Here is a 15,769-nt window from a genome sequence, read left to right as displayed (position 1 = left end):
CGAGCGCCCGGGTCAGCGCAGTGGCTTGGTGAGTGTCTGCCCCGACTTGTACTTCGCGATGCAGGTCACCTTGCGGCGGCCGATGTCCCACCCCGGCTGCTTGGGGTAGGTGTAGGTGAAGGTGAACTGCGAGGCGTCGGACCGGCCGCCGACCGCCGTGTTCATCGCCGGGGTGCACTTCGACTCGGTCTGATCCGTGATCGAGGCCTCACCCGGGTAGGTGCTGCCGCTCAGCTCGAAGGTCATGATGACCTCGCCGTTGTGCGTGCTGGTGCAGGACTTCTTGTCGATGGTGCCCGAGGTGGTGTCCAGGGTGACGCAGTCGCCCTTGGACAGGTCCACGTACTGCACCTCGGAGGGCAGGTCCGGGTCCGCCGTGCCGGACGCGGTGGTCCGGGGCGTGGTCGGGCGCGAGGTGGTCGGGCGCGTGGTGGGCGGCGCACTCGCACTCGCGCTGCTCGACGGCGAGGAACTCGCCGAGCCGGTCGCGCTGTTCGTGGGAGAGGCGGTCTTGTCCTTCTTGTCGTCGCCGCCCAGCACCACCACCAGCGTGGCGATGATGCCGCCGACCACGACGATCGCGGCGATCACCACGGCGATCAGCGGGCCCTTGCCGGAGCCGCCCTGGTTGGGCCCCGGCGGCATGCCGCCGCCGTAGCCTCCACCGCCGTAGTTGCCGGGATACTGCGGTCCGCCGCCGGCCCCCGGGTATTGCGGGGAGCCACCGTACGGGCTCTGCGGCGGCGGATACTGCCCACCGCCCTGCGGATACTGTTGGCCGCCCTGCGGGTACTGCTGCCCCGGGTACGGCTGATTGCTCGGATAACCCTGGCCTGGCTGCTGCCCATAGCCGGGGTAGCCACCCTGTCCGGGTGATGGCGGCGTCGTCATGTGCCTAGCCTGCCTGATCGGGTGAAGCCACCGCTCGACCGGGCCCAACTACTTGACTCCGGGTCAGATGATCGTTGTGGGACCGGAATCCTTCCGTGACCCGATTTCACCTCCGCCGGCCGGGGGCTGCCGGCGAAACGGTCTGCTCACCACGGCCACGAGCACCCCCAGGAGCATCGCGCCGGCGCCCCCGGCGAACACCGTCGAGGGTCCGTGGGCCGAGGCGACGAGGCCGCCGACGGGGTACAACAGCGGGATCAGGCCGACCCCGACCAGCATCTGGATCGCGGTGACCCGGCCCAGCGCACCGGGTGCGCAGGCGGCCTGCACAAGGGCGTTCCCGGAGCCGCCGACCACGCCGGTGGCGATGCCCAGCACCGCCGCGCAGGCCACCCCGACCCCGATCCCGGACGCGTAGCCCAGACCGACCAGGCTCGTGGCCATCACGAGCATGCCCACCGGCAGCAGGAGTCCGGGACGCGGCACCCGGCCCGCAACCGTCAGTCCCAGGGCGCCGATTGCCGCGCCGACCCCCCACGCGCCCAGCACCAGGCCCATCCCGCCCGGCCCCCAGCCCGTGTCGTCGGCGAGCAGCACGATGCCGATGTTCATCGGGAGGGCGAAGCCCGCCTCCATCAGCGCGGTGACCACCAGGAGCGACCGCAACACCGGGTGCCGAGCCACGTAGCGCAATCCCTCCCACAGGCCCGACTCGGGCTCCTCGACGCCCGTTTCGGCCTCCGGGAGGGGCCCCGGGCGAAGTCGCCACAGCAGCACGAGGGAGAGCGCGAACAGTGCCGCATCGAGCAGGAAGGCCGACTCGGCGTCGCCCCACGCCAGCACCGCACCGCCGATCGGCGCGGACACCACGGTGGCCACCCGCTGGGACACCGAGCGCATCCCCTGCACCCGGACCAGTTGGGTACGCGTGGTCAGCCGCACCGGCAATGCGCCGACGGCGGGCATGAACAACGCGTCCACGGCGCCGAACACCAGCGCGATCGCCACCAGCAGCCAGACCGCCGGACTGCTCGCCGCGACCGCGAGCGCGGCGACCAGCATCACCACGCAGCGCACCAGGTCGCTGCCGATCACCACCCGGCGCGGTCCGTACCGGTCCACGATCGCGCCGCCCGGCAACATCAGCAGGGCCCGGGGCAGCGACCCGGCGGCCAGCACCAGGCCGGCCTGCGTGGCGTCGCCGCTGCGCACCGCGGTCCACGACAGCGCGAGGAACCAGATCTGATCACCGATCAGGGACGCGGTGTAGGCGCCGAGCCAGGCCAGTACGCGCGGGTCGCGATGGGCGAGCCGCGGCGGCGCGGCGGCGGTGCTCGTGACGGCCATGGTGGTCCCCGTTCCGATGACGTGATCCGCGTGTGCCGCGCGTGCTGCGCGGCGTGCAGGCGAACCGTGCGGTCGTTGCTGCGCGGGAGGTGCCGGCGGCTCCGGGTCCCTCACAGGCGGTACGGGAAGCCGCGGTAGTAGATCTCCACGTGCTCGGCGCCGGGGCTCTCCCGATTCCGGTAGCCGTCCACGAGTTTCTCGATGGCGCCCGCCAGTTCGCGCAGTTCGACGGCGGTCAGCCGGAGCGTGGGTGCGCCGCTGAAGGCAGCGCCCGACCACTCCGCACCCCAGGACTCCATCTCGTCCAGGAAGCGCCGGTAGCGGTCCTCGGACTGCGAACCCAGCACCCGCGCGATGCTCGCGGAGAGGTCCCGACCGACCCGGTCCTCGGCGAAGTCGCCCAACGAGAAGGTGAGGTCCTCGACCACCTTCCACCAGCGCTCGCGCCCGTCCTCGGCGTGCTCGGGGTCCTCGACCACGAAGCCGTGTCCGGCCAGCGTGCGCACGTGGTAGCTGACCAGCGCCGGCGTCGCGTCGACCCGCTTGGCCAGCATCGACGCGGTGGCCGGACCGCCGGCGTGCAGCATCCGCAACACGGTGATTCGCAGCGGGTGGGTGAACACCTTGAGCGTCTGTACGTCCCTGATCATCCGGCGCGCCGGCGGCTGCTCGCTCATGACCTCAGCCTAGATCCGAAAATATGCTTTCGCAATAAGTCTTTCGCAAGAATCCCTTCGCATCTGTCCACGAAAAAGCCGACCGCGGGTGCGGTCGGCTTCCTCGGGGCGGGCGCCCGGGCGCGGGCGCTCAGCGGATCGGCTGCCCCGCCGCCCGCAACACGTCCTTGACCTGCGGAATCCGCAGCATGCCGAAGTGGAACACGCTGGCCGCGAGCACCGCGTCCGCACCCGCCTCCACCGCCGGCACGAAGTGCTCCGGTGCGCCCGCGCCGCCGGAGGCGATCACCGGGATGCCCACCTCGGCCCGGACCAGGCGGATCAGCTCCAGGTCGTAGCCGTCCTTGGTGCCGTCCGCGTCCATCGAGTTGAGCAGGATCTCGCCCGCACCCAGCTCGGCCGCCCTCGCGGCCCACTCGACCGCGTCGATGCCGGTGCCGGTGCGCCCACCGTGCGTGGTCACCTCGAAGCCCGGGGTGCCGTCCCGGCGGCGCCGCGCGTCCACCGAGAGCACCAGCACCTGCGATCCGAACCGGTCCGCGATCTCGGCGATCAGCTCGGGGCGCTGGATGGCCGCGGTGTTCACGCCCACCTTGTCCGCGCCCGCGCGCAGCAGCTTGTCCACGTCCTCGACCGCGCGCACCCCGCCGCCGACGGTGAGCGGGATGAACACCTGCTCGGCGGTGCGCCGCACCACGTCGTAGGTGGTCTCGCGGTTGCCCGAGGACGCGGTGATGTCGAGGAAGACCAGTTCGTCCGCGCCCTCGGCGTCGTACACCCGGGCCATCTCGACCGGGTCGCCCGCGTCCCGCAGGTTCTGGAAGTTGACGCCCTTGACCACCCGGCCGGCGTCCACGTCCAGACAGGGGATCACCCGTACGGCCAGGGTCACGAGGTCCTCCCCCGGTACGCGTCCACCTCGACCTCGACCAGCATCCGCGAGTCGATCAGCCCGGCCACCACGACCATCGTCGCGGCGGGCGGGGATTCGGCGAACAGCTCGCCGTGCGCGCGGCCCACGTCGTCCGCGTCGCGGGCGTGCGTGATGAACATCCGGGTGCGCACCACGTCCGCCGGGCCCAGCCCGAAGTGCTCCAGCGCGTCCAGCGCGATCCGGAACGCCGCGAGTGTCTGGTGGTGCGGGTCGCCCTCGTGCGCGAGGTTGCCCTCGACGATCGCGGTACAGCCCGACACGTGTACGTATTCGCCGACCGCGACAGCGCGCGAGTAGCCGAAGGACTCCTCCCGCCGCCCGCCCGACGAATATCGCTCGATGTTGCCCGAGTTGTCGCTTCCCGTCACCGGGACACCGCCTCCAACGCCTCTTCGAGGGTGAACGCCTGGGCGTACAGCGCCTTGCCGACGATCGAGCCTTCCACACCCAGCGGCACCAGTTCGGCGATGGCACGCAGATCCGCCAGCGAGGAGACCCCGCCCGAGGCCACCACCGGGCGGTCCGTGGCCGCGCACACGTCCCGCAGCAGCTGCAGGTTCGGGCCGGTCAGGGTGCCGTCCTTGTTCACGTCGGTGACCACGTAGCGCGCGCAGCCGTCCGCGTCCAGGCGGGCCAGCGTCTCGAACAGCTCGCCGCCCTCGCGGGTCCAGCCGCGCCCGGCCAGCGTGGTGCCGCGCACGTCCAGACCGACCGCGATCCGGTCCCCGTACCGGGCGATCGCCGAGCGCACCCAGTCCGGCGACTCCAACGCGGCGGTGCCCAGGTTGACCCGCCGGCAGCCGGTGGACAGCGCCGCCTCCAGCGAGGCGTCGTCGCGGATGCCGCCGGACAGCTCGACCCGGACGTCGAGCCGGCCGACCACGTCGGCGAGCAGTTCGCGGTTGCTGCCCTTGCCGAACGCGGCGTCCAGGTCGACCAGGTGGATCCACTCGGCGCCGGCGCTCTGCCAGGCCAGCGCGGCGGCCAACGGGTCGCCGTAGGAGGTCTCCGACCCGGCCTCGCCCTTGACCAGGCGGACGGCCTGGCCGTCGGCGACGTCGACGGCGGGCAGCAGTTCGAGGCGGTGGGTCTGCGTCATGGCGGTTGCGATCCTCAACTGTTCGTAACGGACGGTGCGTTCACGGGCGCGACGGAACGCGGCGGGTGGGGCCGGGAGGCGGGACCGCCCGGGCGCGGCTACAGGGTCGCGAGCCAGTTGCGCAGCAGTTGCGCGCCGGCCTCGCCGGACTTCTCCGGGTGGAACTGGGTGGCACTGAGTGCGCCGTTCTCGACGGCGGCCACGAACGGCGTGCCGTGCGTGCTCCAGGTGACGTCCGGCGGGATGTGCGGGCCGTCCTGGACCACCGGCATCTCCCACGTGCGCACCGCGTACGAGTGCACGAAGTAGTACCGCGTGTCGGCGTCGGCGCCCTCGAACAGCACGCTGGTCGCCGGTGCCTCGACGGTGTTCCAGCCCATGTGCGGCACCACCGGCGCGGCCAGCCGCTCGACCGTGCCGGGCCACTGCGCGCAGCCCTCGGTGGCCACGCCGTGCTCGACGCCGCGCGCGAACAGGATCTGCATCCCGACGCAGATGCCCAGCACCGGCCGGCCGCCGGCGAGCCGCTTGTCCACGATGGTGTCGCCGCGGACCGCCTTGAGGCCCTCCATGCACGCGGCGAACGCCCCGACGCCGGGCACCAGGAGTCCGTCGGCGTTCAGCGCGGCCTTGTGGTCGGCGCTGATCTCCACGTCGGCGCCGGCGTGCGCGAGCGCCCGCTCGGCCGAACGCACGTTCCCGAAGCCGTAGTCGAGGACGATGACCTTCTTGGGCACGTGCCTATCCGATCTTCAGGACGCCGGCCGCGATCGAGAAGAACGCGCCGACGGCGAGCAGGGCGATCACACTCTTGGGCAGTCCCTGCTTGACGAACGAGATGCACCCGCCGACCAGGAAGAGCCCGAACACGATCAGGACCATCGCCCCGGTGCTCACAGCGCGCCCTTGGTGGAGGGGATCACGCCGGCCCGGCGCGGGTCGAGCACGCACGCGTCGGACAGCGCCCGGGCCAGCGCCTTGAACTGGGCCTCGACGATGTGGTGCGCGTTGCGCCCGTAGGGCACGTGCACGTGCAGGCAGATCTGCGCCTGGGCGACGAACGACTCCAGGATGTGCCGGGTCATCGTGGTGTCGTAGTCCGGACCGATCATCGGCGCGATACCGGCCGGCTCCGAGTGCACCAGGTAGGGCCGACCGGACAGGTCGACAGTGACCTGCGCGAGCGCCTCGTCCAGCGGCACGGACGCGTCCGCGAACCGGCGGATGCCCTTCTTGTCGCCGAGCGCCTGGCGAAACGCGGCGCCGAGCGCGAGCGCGGTGTCCTCGATCGTGTGGTGCGCGTCGATGTGCAGGTCGCCGCGGGTCTTGACGGTCAGGTCGAACAGGCCGTGCTTGCCGAGCTGGTCGAGCATGTGGTCGAAGAAGCCGACGCCGGTCGCGACGTCGACCCTCCCCGAGCCGTCCAGGTCGATCCCGACCTCGACGGAGGTTTCCTTCGTCGCGCGTTCGACGCGACCGGTTCTTGCCATGACGGTGATTCCGACTTTCTCTCAGTCCTTCAGGACGTGACGCATCGCGTCCAGGAAGGCCGTGTTCTCGGCGTCCGTGCCGGCGGTCACGCGCAGCATGCCGGGGACCCCGTTGTCGCGGACCAGGACCCCGTGTTCGAGGATCCTCGCCCAGACCGCGTGCGGATCCTCGAACCGGCCGAACTGGACGAAGTTGGCGTCCGAGTCGGTCACCTCGCAGCCCAGCGCACGCAGTTCGGCGACCAGCCGGTCGCGCTGCCCCTTGAGCTCGCGGACGTAGCCGAGCAGGGTGTCCTCGAACTCCAGACAGGCCAGCGCGGTGGCCTGGTTGACCGCCGAGAGGTGGTACGGCAGGCGCACCAGCTGGACCGCGTCCACCACGGCCGCGTCCGCCGCCAGGTAGCCCAGCCGCAGCCCGGCCGCGCCGAACGCCTTGGACATCGTGCGGGTGATCACCAGGTGCGGCCGGCCGACGAGCAGCGGCAGCAGCGAGTCGGTGTGCGCGAACTCGACGTACGCCTCGTCCACGACCACCAGCGACGGCCGGGCGGCCTGCGCGGCGTCGTAGACCCGCTCGACCACCTCGCGGGCCAGCGCGGTGCCGGTCGGGTTGTTCGGCGAGCACAAAAAGACCACGTTGGGCCGGTGCTCGGCGATCCGCGCCAGCGCCTCGTCCACGTCGATCCGGTAGTCCCCGTCCCGCATGCCGGAGATCCACCCGGTGCCGGTGCCGCGCGCGATCAGCGCGTGCATCGAATAGGACGGGTCGAAGCCCAGCGCGGTGCGCCCCGGACCGCCGAACGCCTGGAGCAGCTGCTGGAGCACCTCGTTGGAGCCGTTGGCCGCCCACACCCGGTCCGCGGTCAACGGGTGGCCGCCGGTCCGGGACAGGTATCCGGCGAGCGCGGTGCGCAGCTCGACCGCGTCCCGGTCCGGGTAGCGGTTCAGGTCGCGCGCGGCGACGGCGACCCGCTCGGCGATCCGGGCCACCAGGGCGTCCGGGAGCGGATACGGGTTCTCGTTCGTGTTCAGCCGGACCGGGACGTCCAACTGCGGTGCGCCGTACGGCGACTGACCACGCAGTTCGTCCCGGATCGGCAGGCTGTCCAGGTCGGTCATCGGCCCTCCTCCCAGGCGGCGAGACCGGCCAGCTCGCCCGTCCCGAACCGGGCCCGCACCGCCTCGCCGTGCGCGGGCAGGTCCTCCGCGTCGGCGAGCACGCTCACGTGCTCGGCGACGTCGGCCAGCGCCGCGCGCGAGTAGTCCACGACATGGATGCCGCGCAGGAAGGACTGCACGGACAGGCCCGAGGAGTGGCATGCGCAACCGCCGGTGGGCAGCACGTGGTTGGACCCGGCGCAGTAGTCGCCGAGCGAGACCGGCGCGAACGCGCCGACGAAGATCGCGCCCGCGTTGTGCACGCGCGCGGCGACCCCGGCCGCATCCGCGGTCTGGATCTCCAGGTGCTCGGCGCCGTACGCGTCCACCACCCGCAGGCCGTCGTCCACCGAGTCGACCAGCACGATGCCGGACTGCCGGCCGGCCAGCGCCTCGGTGACCCGCTCGCGGTGCCGGGTGGCGTCCACCCGACTCTTGAGCTCCTCGACCACCGCGTCGGCCAGCGCCTCGGAGTCGGTGACCAGGATCGACGCGGCCAGCGTGTCGTGCTCGGCCTGGCTGATCAGGTCGGCCGCGACGTGCCCGGCGTCCGCGCCGGCGTCGGCGAGCACGGCGATCTCGGTCGGGCCGGCCTCGGCGTCGATCCCGATCCGGCCCTTGAGCAGCCGCTTGGCGGCGGCGACGTAGATGTTGCCGGGACCGGTGACCAGGCGCACCGGCGCACACGAGCCCGCGCCGTACGCGAACATCGCGACCGCCTGGGCGCCGCCGACCGCGTACACCTCGTCCACCCCGAGCAGCGCGCACGCGGCCAGGATGGTCGGGTGCGGCAGCCCGCCGAAGTCGGCCTGCGGCGGCGAGGCGATCGCCATCGAGGCGACGCCGGCCTCCTGGGCGGGGACCACGTTCATGATCACCGAGGACGGGTAGACGGCCTTGCCGCCCGGTACGTACAGCCCGACCCGCTCGACCGGGACCCACCGCTCGGTGACCGTGCCACCGGGCACGACCTGCACGGTGACGTCGCGCCTGCGCTGCTCGCGGTGCACGAGCCGGGCCCGGTGGATGGACTCCTCCAGGGCCGCGCGCACCTTGGGCGCGAGGGTGTCCAGCGCCGCGGCGATCGCCTCGGTGGGCACCCGGATGTCGGTCAGCCGCACACCGTCGAAGCGCTCGGTGATCTCGATCAGCGCCTCGACGCCGCGATGACGCACGTCCTCGCAGATCGGGCGGACCTTCTCCAGGGCCGCCTCGACGTCGAGTTCGGCTCGGGGCAACACGTCGCGCAGTGCGGCGGGGCTGTCCAGGACAGCCCGCGAGGCGGGACCGCGCAGGTCGATACGGGAGATCACCTGCCCCAGTGTAGAGACGGCCCGGACGAAGCCGTCCCTGTGTGTCGGACAGTGAGACACGCGATCATGGGCGGGACGCAGCAGCCTTCCAGTGTCGGGGGACCACGGATGAGCACACCGCCGGGGCATCTGACCGCGACCGAGATACGCGTGTGGCAGGCGTATCGGCGGGGCGAACGACTGGACCTGGGCACGGGCGTGCCCGCGGACGACGATCCGCGGCTGGGCGCGGCCTGGGGGCCGGACCGCACGGTCCGGGCCCAGGTGCTCGCGCAGGTGCTGCTCCAGCCACCGGAGGCCGAACCCGGGCACAGCACCGCGCTGCGGATCACCGGGGCCCGGATCGTGGGCACGCTGGAGTTGGGCGGCGCGCGCCTGGACGTCTACTTCTCGATGACCGGCTGCCGCTTCGAGGACCCGATCGTGCTGAACACGGCCTCCACCCGGACGATCAACCTGCGCGACTGCGTGCTCGCCGCGCTGCACGGACGCAACATGCGGGTGGACGGCGACCTGGTGTTGCGGCACTGCGAGGTGGCGGGCGGCGTGCGGATCCTGGACTCGCGGGTGGACAACGACCTGCGGATGGACGGCTGCGTGATCGGGCCGGACCCGCGCGGCGGGGCGTTGCACGCCAACGGTCTCCAGGTGGGCGCGGACGCGTCGCTGGACAACACCGTCTTCGCCGGGCAGGTGAGCCTGTACGGCGGCCGATTCGGCGGGCGGGTGACCCTGTACGGCTCGACGGTGGAGCGCCCGGGGCAGTTGGCCATGGATCTCGGGCGGATCACGATCGAGCACTCGCTGCACCTGAGCGTGGGATTCACCGCGACCGGCTCGATCCGGATGAACGACGCCCGCGTGGGCGGCGGCATCGTGCTCAGCCGGGCACTGGTGTGTGCGAACCCGGGCGAGCAGCTGACCATGTGGCGAGTGGTCGCGGACGGCCTGCACATGGCGCTGTCCCGGCCCCCGCGCGGGCAAATCGTGCTGGCCAACGCGACCATCGGCACGTTGACCGACGCGCGGGACACCTGGCCCGCGCCCGGTGACCTGGTGCTGGCCGGGACCCGGTACACGGTGCTGCGCTCCGAGGAGGCGGTGAGCGTGCACCGGCGGATCGACTGGGTCGAGCGCGGCACCCCGGAGTACACCCCGCAGCCCTACGACCAACTCGCCGGCGCCTATCGCGCGGCCGGCGAGGACGAGCACGCCCGCTCCGTGCTGCTCGCCAAGCAGCGGCGCCGGCGCGCCGGGCTGGGCCCGGCGGGTCGGCTGTGGGGCCACGTGCAGGACGCGGCGATCGGCTACGGCTACCGCCCGGCGCGGGCCCTGGGGTGGTTGATCGCGCTGATCGCGGTCGGCACGGCGGTGTTCGCGGCCGACCCGCCCGCACCGCTGAAGGCAGGCGAGGCGCCGCACTGGAATCCGTTCTGGTACACCCTCGACCTGTTGCTGCCGGTGGTGACGCTCGGTCAGGACGGCGCGTGGAAGCCGACCGGGGTGGGCCAGTGGCTCGCCTACACGCTGATCCTGCTCGGCTGGGTGCTCGCCGGTGCCGCCGCCGCGGGCGCCGGTCGGGTGCTCAACCGCGCTTGAGATCAATGGTCGACGCGGCCCGGCGGTCAGGCCCTACTCTTGGTCACCGTGACCGACCGGCTTCCGCTCTTCCCGCTCAACTCGGTGCTCTACCCGGGTCTGGTGCTGCCCCTGCACATCTTCGAGGAGCGATACCGCACGCTGGTCCGGGACCTGGAGGTGCTGCCCCAGGCGGAGCAACGGTTCGGCGTGGTCGCGCTGCGCACCGGGCGCGAGGTCGGCGACATCCAGGGCGATCCGCTGGAGATCCTGCATCCGGTGGGCTGCACCGCCGAGATCGCCACGATCAAGACCCACGAGGACGGCCGCTACGACCTGGTGGCCACCGGGGCGACCCGGTTCCGGCTGGTGTCCGTGGACGACTCGGGTCCCTACCTGTACGCCGAGGTGGAATACCTGGAGGACCCGCCCGGCGAGCGGGCCGACGTGCTCGGCCTGGCCGCGACCCGGGCGTTCGCCGAGTATCAGCGCCGGTTGCTCTCGGCCCAGCAGCGCACCCCGATGAGCCTGCCCGAGCTGCCCGACGACCCGGTGGTGCTGTCCTATCTGGTGGCCGCCGCGGTGGTGCTGGACCCGCACGACAAGCAGCGGCTCCTGGAGGCCGAGGACGCCACCGTGCGGCTGAGCGCGGAGGTCGAGCTGCTGCGTCGGGAGGCGGCGCTGCTGGACCATCTGCCGTCGCTGCCCGCCGTCGAACTGCTGCGGCAGAGCATCGAACCCAACTGACCAGCGATCGAGGGGCCGCCGAGATGGCGAAGAGCAAGGCCAAGGGTGGGCAGGGCACGCCGGCGACGGTCGCGCTGACCCGCGCGGGGATCACGTACACGGTGCACGCGTACACCCACGACCCGGACGCGGCGTCCTACGGCGAGGAGGCCGCCGCGGTGCTCGGCGTCCCGGCCGAGCGGGTGTTCAAGACGCTGCTGGCGGACGTGGACGGCACGCTGACGGTCGCGGTGGTCCCGGTGGCGGGCCGACTCGACCTGAAGGCCCTCGCGGCGGCGGTCGGCGGCAAACGCGCGGCAATGGCCGACCCCGCGGCGGCCGAACGGGCCACCGGCTACGTCCTGGGCGGAATCAGCCCCCTGGGCCAAAAGCGCCGGCACCCCACGGTCGTCGACGAATCCGCCCACACCCACCCGACGATCTACATCTCCGCCGGCCGCCGCGGCCTCGAAATCGAACTGACCCCCACCGACCTGATCCACCAAACCCAAGCAACCACAGCACCCCTCAGCCGCCCCTGACCCCACCGGCACTCAAGGCGACCCAGCCGAAACCCATCAGCCCGTGCGGCGCTTGAGCACACCCAGCCGGTGCGGCGCTTGAGCACACCCAGCCCCGCCGGCGCTTGAGGCGAACCCAGCCCGACCGACACCCGAGGTCAGCCGAAACCCCTCAGCCCGGCCGGCGCTTGAGGCCACTCAGCCCGCGCGGCGCTTGAGCACACCCAGCCCCGCCGGCGCTTGAGGCGAACCAGCCCGACCGACACCCGAGGTCAGCCGAAACCCCTCAGCCCGGCCGGCGCTTGAGGCCACTCAGCCCGTGCGGCGCTTGAGCACACTCAGCCCGGCCGGCGCTTGAGGCCAACCAGCCCCGCCGGCGCTTGAGGCGAACCAGCCCGTGCGGCGCCTGAGCACACTCAGCCCGGCCGGCGCTTGAGGCCAACCAGCCCCGCCGAACCGAGCGCATCAACCCTCCCCCCGCCCCCGCTTCGTCAAATCGACCGGCGGCGAAGCCGACTGCTGCGCCCACGGCAACTCTTGCCCCGGCTGCCACCCATACGGCCCCGCCGTCGACTCCTTGTCCGCCGGGGCGAACCCCGCGGACAGGCCGAGGAAGATCACCATCGACGCGATCGGCCACAACAACAGCACGCCCTTGGCCTTGAGATCGAGCGGCTGGTCGAACCGCTTGCCCAGCCCGATCCGCTTCACCTGCTCCATGATCCCGTCCGGGCCCAACCGCACGCCGATCTTGAACGCCAGGTACGACCCGGCCAGCCCGCCGACCGTCAGCGCGAGCGCCGTCGCCACACCCTGGCGGCGAAAGCGCCAGAACGCCGGAGGCGCAAGCACGATGCCCGCAACCACACCGCATACCGCGAACCAGCCGTCCAGCGCGATCGAGGTCTCGGTCTCGGGCGAGGTCTGGAAGACCCCCTCCTTCGTCGCGAGCAGCGGTACGCGCGGCGTCACCTGCTCCCAGACCACGCCCACGATCGCGCCCACGACCAGGCACGCCGCGACCACGATGGCAAAGGCCACCACGTCGGTGCGGTAGCGCTGCCACAGCGTGGGAGGCGCATCGGGCCCGGGCGCGAAGCCCACATGCGCGCCCTCGGGCGACGGGTAGGGGTCGATATCCCCGGCAGACGTCATCTGGTCAGCGTCCCATGTGCGAATCGAGCCGGCGGCGTGACCCCGCGCGGCGGTGTGTCCGGTGGTCGAGGCAAGACTTCCGGTCGTCCAGGCAAGACTTCGGTCGTCGAAGCAAGACTTCCGGTCGTCGAGGCAAGACATCCAGTGGTCGAGGCAAGGCAGGGGTCCGAGACAAGGGTCCGAGAAGGTGCGACACAAGCCGTGCGACTACGCCCGGGTGCTGCGCCGGAACGACCACGTGGCCAGCGAGAGCATCACCACGCCGACCCCCGCACAGACCGCGAGGTTGCCCCCCACCGCCGCCCAGTCGGGATCGCCGTAGCTTGCGATGAACGCGTCCACCCCGTACGAGGACGGCAGCAGGTCGCGGGCGAGCACGATCGCCTCGGGCATCCGGTCCTCGGGCAGCACGCCGAGCAACAGGGCGGCCGACATGCCCAGTTGCCCCAGCAGGGTGGCCAGTTCGGGGCGCGGCGCGAGCAGGCCGAAGACCGCGCCGATGCCCGCCAGGGCCGCGCCGGACAGCGGCACGACCAGGAGCAGCACCCACAGGTTGGCCAGCGGCAGTTGGAACATCAGCGCGCCGATCACGGCCGTGGCGACCGTGCCGGGCAGGGTGAAGGACGCGTACGCGGCGGCCATGCCCAGCACCACCGCGGCCGGGCGGACCGGCAGCGTCAGGTAGTAGTCGAGCGCGTTGGCCGCCCGCAGGTTGCCGAAGTGCTGGGCGAGCAGGTTCAGCGCGACGAAGGCGACCACGAGCACGCTGGAGCCGGCCACCACCGCCTCGCGCGCGCTGTCGCTGCCGGTGTCCACCACGCCGCGCATCAGGATCATGATCCCGACCGACTGGAACACCGCGACGAACAGCAGCGGGACCCGGGAGACCCGCACCCGGGAGAGTTGCGCGCGGTACACGGTCAGCAGCCCGGCGCCCAGCGATGTGGCCGGCGCGGGTACCACCGCCTCGACCGGGCGCGCCGGCGCGGACTCGATGCTCACTGCACTCACTGGGTCGACACCCTCATCCCTTGACCAGTCCCTGGTGGCGCCCGCCGAGCGCGAGGTAGACGTCCTCCAGGCTCGGCGTGGACAGCGTGAAGTCGTCGAGCGCCTCGAACGCGGGCCCGGAGGTGACGCCGGCGAGCAGTTCGCGGGCCACTCCCGGTTCCATCCGGGTGCTCCAGCGCCGGCCGGTGCGCACCGCGGTCTGCGCGAGCATGCTCACCGCCGGGTCGTCCATCGGCGGGTCGGCCCGCCAGACCAGGTCCAGCCGGACCTCGTCGCCGACCATGGCCTTGAGGCCACCGGGCGTGTCGCATGCGATCACCCGGCCCTCGTCGAGCACGGCGACCCGGTCCAACACGGTCTCCGCCTCGATCACGTTGTGCGTCACCAGGAGCACGGTGGCGCCCTGCTCGGCCCGCCGGCGATCCACCGCGGCCCACACCGCGCGGCGGGCGACCGGGTCCATGCCGGTGGTCGGCTCGTCCAGGACCAGCACCGGGCGGGCGCCGACCAGTGCGGTGGCCAAGCAGGCGAGCCGGCGCTGACCGCCGGAGAGCTTCTTGAGCGGTCGGTCCGCGATCGCGCCCAGTTCGAGTTCGTCGAGCACCGCGTCCCGCTCGGCCCGGGCCCGGGCGGCGTCCAACGCACGCAGCCGGGCGGTGGTCTCGATCGCCAGCGCGACGGTCAACTCGTCCAGCGCGCCGGATTCCTGCCCGAGGTAGGAGACCAGGCGGGCGGCGATCTCGGGCCGGCGCACCAGGTCGTGGCCGAGCAGGTCGATCGTGCCGGTGTCCGGCCGGAGCAGGCCGGTGAGTTGGCGGACCAGGGTGGACTTGCCCGCACCGTTGGGACCGAGCAGGCCGAAGATCTCGCCTCGGCGCACGTCCAGGTCGATCGCGTCGTTCGCGGTCACCACATGCCGATCCCGCCGACGCCCGGTGCGATACGTCCTGGTCAGTCCGCGCACCGTGAAGCACGGATCGGCCACCGTGGGCTCGCCGGGGATGGTCACGCTCCGCTCGTCCGTTCCGGGCAGCTTGTACATCCGACCCCGCGCGTCGTCCTGAAGGTGGTGGAGATGGCGTGCGACCCGCGCCTCGCGCCAAGTGGCCGAGTGGGGTGACACACGACGGGACGACTCTACGCGGTCGCGTCGCCCGGCCGGCCGCCCGCCTCCTCGGCGAGCAGGACCCGGGCCCGCTGCCACTGCTCGCGTGGGATCACCGCACGCCAGTCGATCGCCGCGAACGCGGCCTCGCGCTCCGGGTCCAACCGCCGGGTGGCCCGGGCGGCGGCCACCTTGAGCAGGGCGAGCGGCCGGGTCGGCAGGCCCACCCGGGCACTCTCCCGCTTGAGATTGGGCCACCACACGGTCGCCGCGTCGGTCAACTCGTTCTCCGCCGCACCCAGTCGGTGGAACGCGGCGAGCCGGCCGATCGCACGCGCGATCACCCACTGCACCAGTGCCGCGAGGCCGAAGAGCACGAGCAGCACGACGCCCGCCGGCGGGAACAGCAAGAGCAGCGGCACGCCCGTCACGAGCAGCAGGTACTTGAGCAGGAAGACGAACTCCAACCGGCCCAGCACCACCTTGCCCACCAGATAGCGGATCAGCAGGGCGGCCTGGCGTGGGGTCAACCGGGTGTCCACGTCCGGGTCGAAGGCGGTCGCGCCCTGGTTGGCGGAACGTTCCGCCGCCGCCCGGGACGCGCTGCGGAACCGCTGTCCGCGGCGCACCGCGCCGAATCCGGCCTTGCCGATCCTGGTCCACTTGGACATCGCGCGTCCTCCGTACCGTTCGCTGCCTGACCCGCACGTTAGCGCCCCGCGCGGGCTGCGGTGCGCGGCCGGCGCGGACCGGACGCGCGGGTG

At 72.4% G+C, this 15,769-nt stretch carries 18 protein-coding genes; 3 read left to right on the top strand and 15 right to left on the bottom strand.

Annotated elements, in window-relative coordinates; translation table 11 throughout:
- Nucleotides 1-12: 12 nt before the first annotated feature.
- The 11 genes from ACZOOI_RS21790 to hisD all read right to left on the bottom strand — a co-directional run bounded on the left by ACZOOI_RS21790 (nt 13) and on the right by hisD (nt 8,909).
- Nucleotides 13-891, bottom strand: a complete 879-nt coding sequence (locus tag ACZOOI_RS21790) for a septum formation family protein (protein WP_391582607.1) — start codon at nt 889-891, stop codon at nt 13-15.
- A gap of 63 nt (nt 892-954) precedes the next feature.
- Nucleotides 955-2,238 (bottom strand): MFS transporter, encoded by a 1,284-nt coding sequence (locus tag ACZOOI_RS21785; protein ID WP_465277404.1) that lies wholly within the window; start codon nt 2,236-2,238, stop codon nt 955-957.
- Nucleotides 2,239-2,348: 110 nt separating this feature from the next.
- A complete protein-coding gene (locus ACZOOI_RS21780) occupies nt 2,349-2,915 on the bottom strand; it encodes a helix-turn-helix domain-containing protein (RefSeq protein WP_465277403.1) in 567 nt (188 codons plus the stop codon).
- Between the two features lie 130 nt (nt 2,916-3,045).
- Nucleotides 3,046-3,807, bottom strand: coding sequence for an imidazole glycerol phosphate synthase subunit HisF (gene hisF / locus ACZOOI_RS21775; protein ID WP_465277402.1), 762 nt, complete (start codon nt 3,805-3,807; stop codon nt 3,046-3,048).
- Nucleotides 3,804-4,217 (bottom strand): RidA family protein, encoded by a 414-nt coding sequence (locus ACZOOI_RS21770; protein ID WP_465277401.1) that lies wholly within the window; start codon nt 4,215-4,217, stop codon nt 3,804-3,806. The genes hisF and ACZOOI_RS21770 overlap by 4 nt, the downstream gene beginning before the upstream one ends.
- Nucleotides 4,214-4,948: a bifunctional 1-(5-phosphoribosyl)-5-((5-phosphoribosylamino)methylideneamino)imidazole-4-carboxamide isomerase/phosphoribosylanthranilate isomerase PriA gene (gene priA / locus ACZOOI_RS21765; protein ID WP_391582612.1), complete on the bottom strand. Its 735-nt coding sequence runs from the start codon at nt 4,946-4,948 to the stop codon at nt 4,214-4,216. The genes ACZOOI_RS21770 and priA overlap by 4 nt, the downstream gene beginning before the upstream one ends.
- Nucleotides 4,949-5,046: 98 nt before the next feature.
- Complete coding sequence (gene hisH / locus ACZOOI_RS21760; RefSeq protein ID WP_391582613.1) at nt 5,047-5,685, bottom strand: imidazole glycerol phosphate synthase subunit HisH; 639 nt, start codon at nt 5,683-5,685, stop codon at nt 5,047-5,049.
- A 4-nt stretch (nt 5,686-5,689) separates the two neighbouring features.
- On the bottom strand, nt 5,690-5,845 hold the full coding sequence (locus tag ACZOOI_RS21755; protein ID WP_170222315.1) for a hypothetical protein: 156 nt from the start codon (nt 5,843-5,845) through the stop codon (nt 5,690-5,692).
- Nucleotides 5,842-6,438: an imidazoleglycerol-phosphate dehydratase HisB gene (gene hisB / locus ACZOOI_RS21750; RefSeq protein ID WP_465277400.1), complete on the bottom strand. Its 597-nt coding sequence runs from the start codon at nt 6,436-6,438 to the stop codon at nt 5,842-5,844. The genes ACZOOI_RS21755 and hisB overlap by 4 nt, the downstream gene beginning before the upstream one ends.
- Nucleotides 6,439-6,459: 21 nt before the next feature.
- Nucleotides 6,460-7,557 carry a histidinol-phosphate transaminase gene (locus ACZOOI_RS21745; protein ID WP_465277399.1) on the bottom strand — a complete coding sequence of 366 codons (1,098 nt, stop codon included), beginning with the start codon at nt 7,555-7,557 and terminating at the stop codon, nt 6,460-6,462.
- Entirely contained in the window at nt 7,554-8,909 is a 1,356-nt protein-coding gene (gene hisD, locus ACZOOI_RS21740) for a histidinol dehydrogenase (RefSeq protein WP_465277398.1), read from the bottom strand. The genes ACZOOI_RS21745 and hisD overlap by 4 nt, the downstream gene beginning before the upstream one ends.
- Before the next feature lie 108 nt (nt 8,910-9,017).
- Here hisD and ACZOOI_RS21735 point away from each other — a divergent pair, with 108 nt between their 5' ends.
- The 3 genes from ACZOOI_RS21735 to ybaK are packed head-to-tail and all read left to right on the top strand — an operon-like array spanning nt 9,018 to nt 11,755.
- Nucleotides 9,018-10,508: an oxidoreductase gene (locus ACZOOI_RS21735; RefSeq protein WP_465277397.1), complete on the top strand. Its 1,491-nt coding sequence runs from the start codon at nt 9,018-9,020 to the stop codon at nt 10,506-10,508.
- Between the two features lie 39 nt (nt 10,509-10,547).
- Nucleotides 10,548-11,234 (top strand): LON peptidase substrate-binding domain-containing protein, encoded by a 687-nt coding sequence (locus tag ACZOOI_RS21730; RefSeq protein WP_465277396.1) that lies wholly within the window; start codon nt 10,548-10,550, stop codon nt 11,232-11,234.
- A gap of 23 nt (nt 11,235-11,257) precedes the next feature.
- Nucleotides 11,258-11,755, top strand: coding sequence for a Cys-tRNA(Pro) deacylase (gene ybaK / locus ACZOOI_RS21725; RefSeq protein ID WP_465277395.1), 498 nt, complete (start codon nt 11,258-11,260; stop codon nt 11,753-11,755).
- Nucleotides 11,756-12,199: 444 nt separating this feature from the next.
- Here the strand turns inward: ybaK and ACZOOI_RS21720 are convergent, their stop codons facing one another.
- From ACZOOI_RS21720 to ACZOOI_RS21705, 4 genes are all read right to left on the bottom strand, one after another.
- Nucleotides 12,200-12,889 (bottom strand): hypothetical protein, encoded by a 690-nt coding sequence (locus ACZOOI_RS21720; protein WP_465277394.1) that lies wholly within the window; start codon nt 12,887-12,889, stop codon nt 12,200-12,202.
- A gap of 207 nt (nt 12,890-13,096) precedes the next feature.
- On the bottom strand, nt 13,097-13,900 hold the full coding sequence (locus tag ACZOOI_RS21715; RefSeq protein WP_465277393.1) for an ABC transporter permease: 804 nt from the start codon (nt 13,898-13,900) through the stop codon (nt 13,097-13,099).
- A 13-nt stretch (nt 13,901-13,913) separates the two neighbouring features.
- On the bottom strand, nt 13,914-14,942 hold the full coding sequence (locus ACZOOI_RS21710; RefSeq protein WP_465277392.1) for an ABC transporter ATP-binding protein: 1,029 nt from the start codon (nt 14,940-14,942) through the stop codon (nt 13,914-13,916).
- Between the two features lie 95 nt (nt 14,943-15,037).
- Nucleotides 15,038-15,676 carry a hypothetical protein gene (locus ACZOOI_RS21705; RefSeq protein ID WP_465277391.1) on the bottom strand — a complete coding sequence of 213 codons (639 nt, stop codon included), beginning with the start codon at nt 15,674-15,676 and terminating at the stop codon, nt 15,038-15,040.
- Nucleotides 15,677-15,769: the final 93 nt, after the last annotated feature.

Source organism: Embleya sp. L77 (assembly GCF_055557415.1).
Note: the sequence above shows the minus strand (reverse complement) of the source record. Positions and strands in the feature narration are given on the sequence as shown.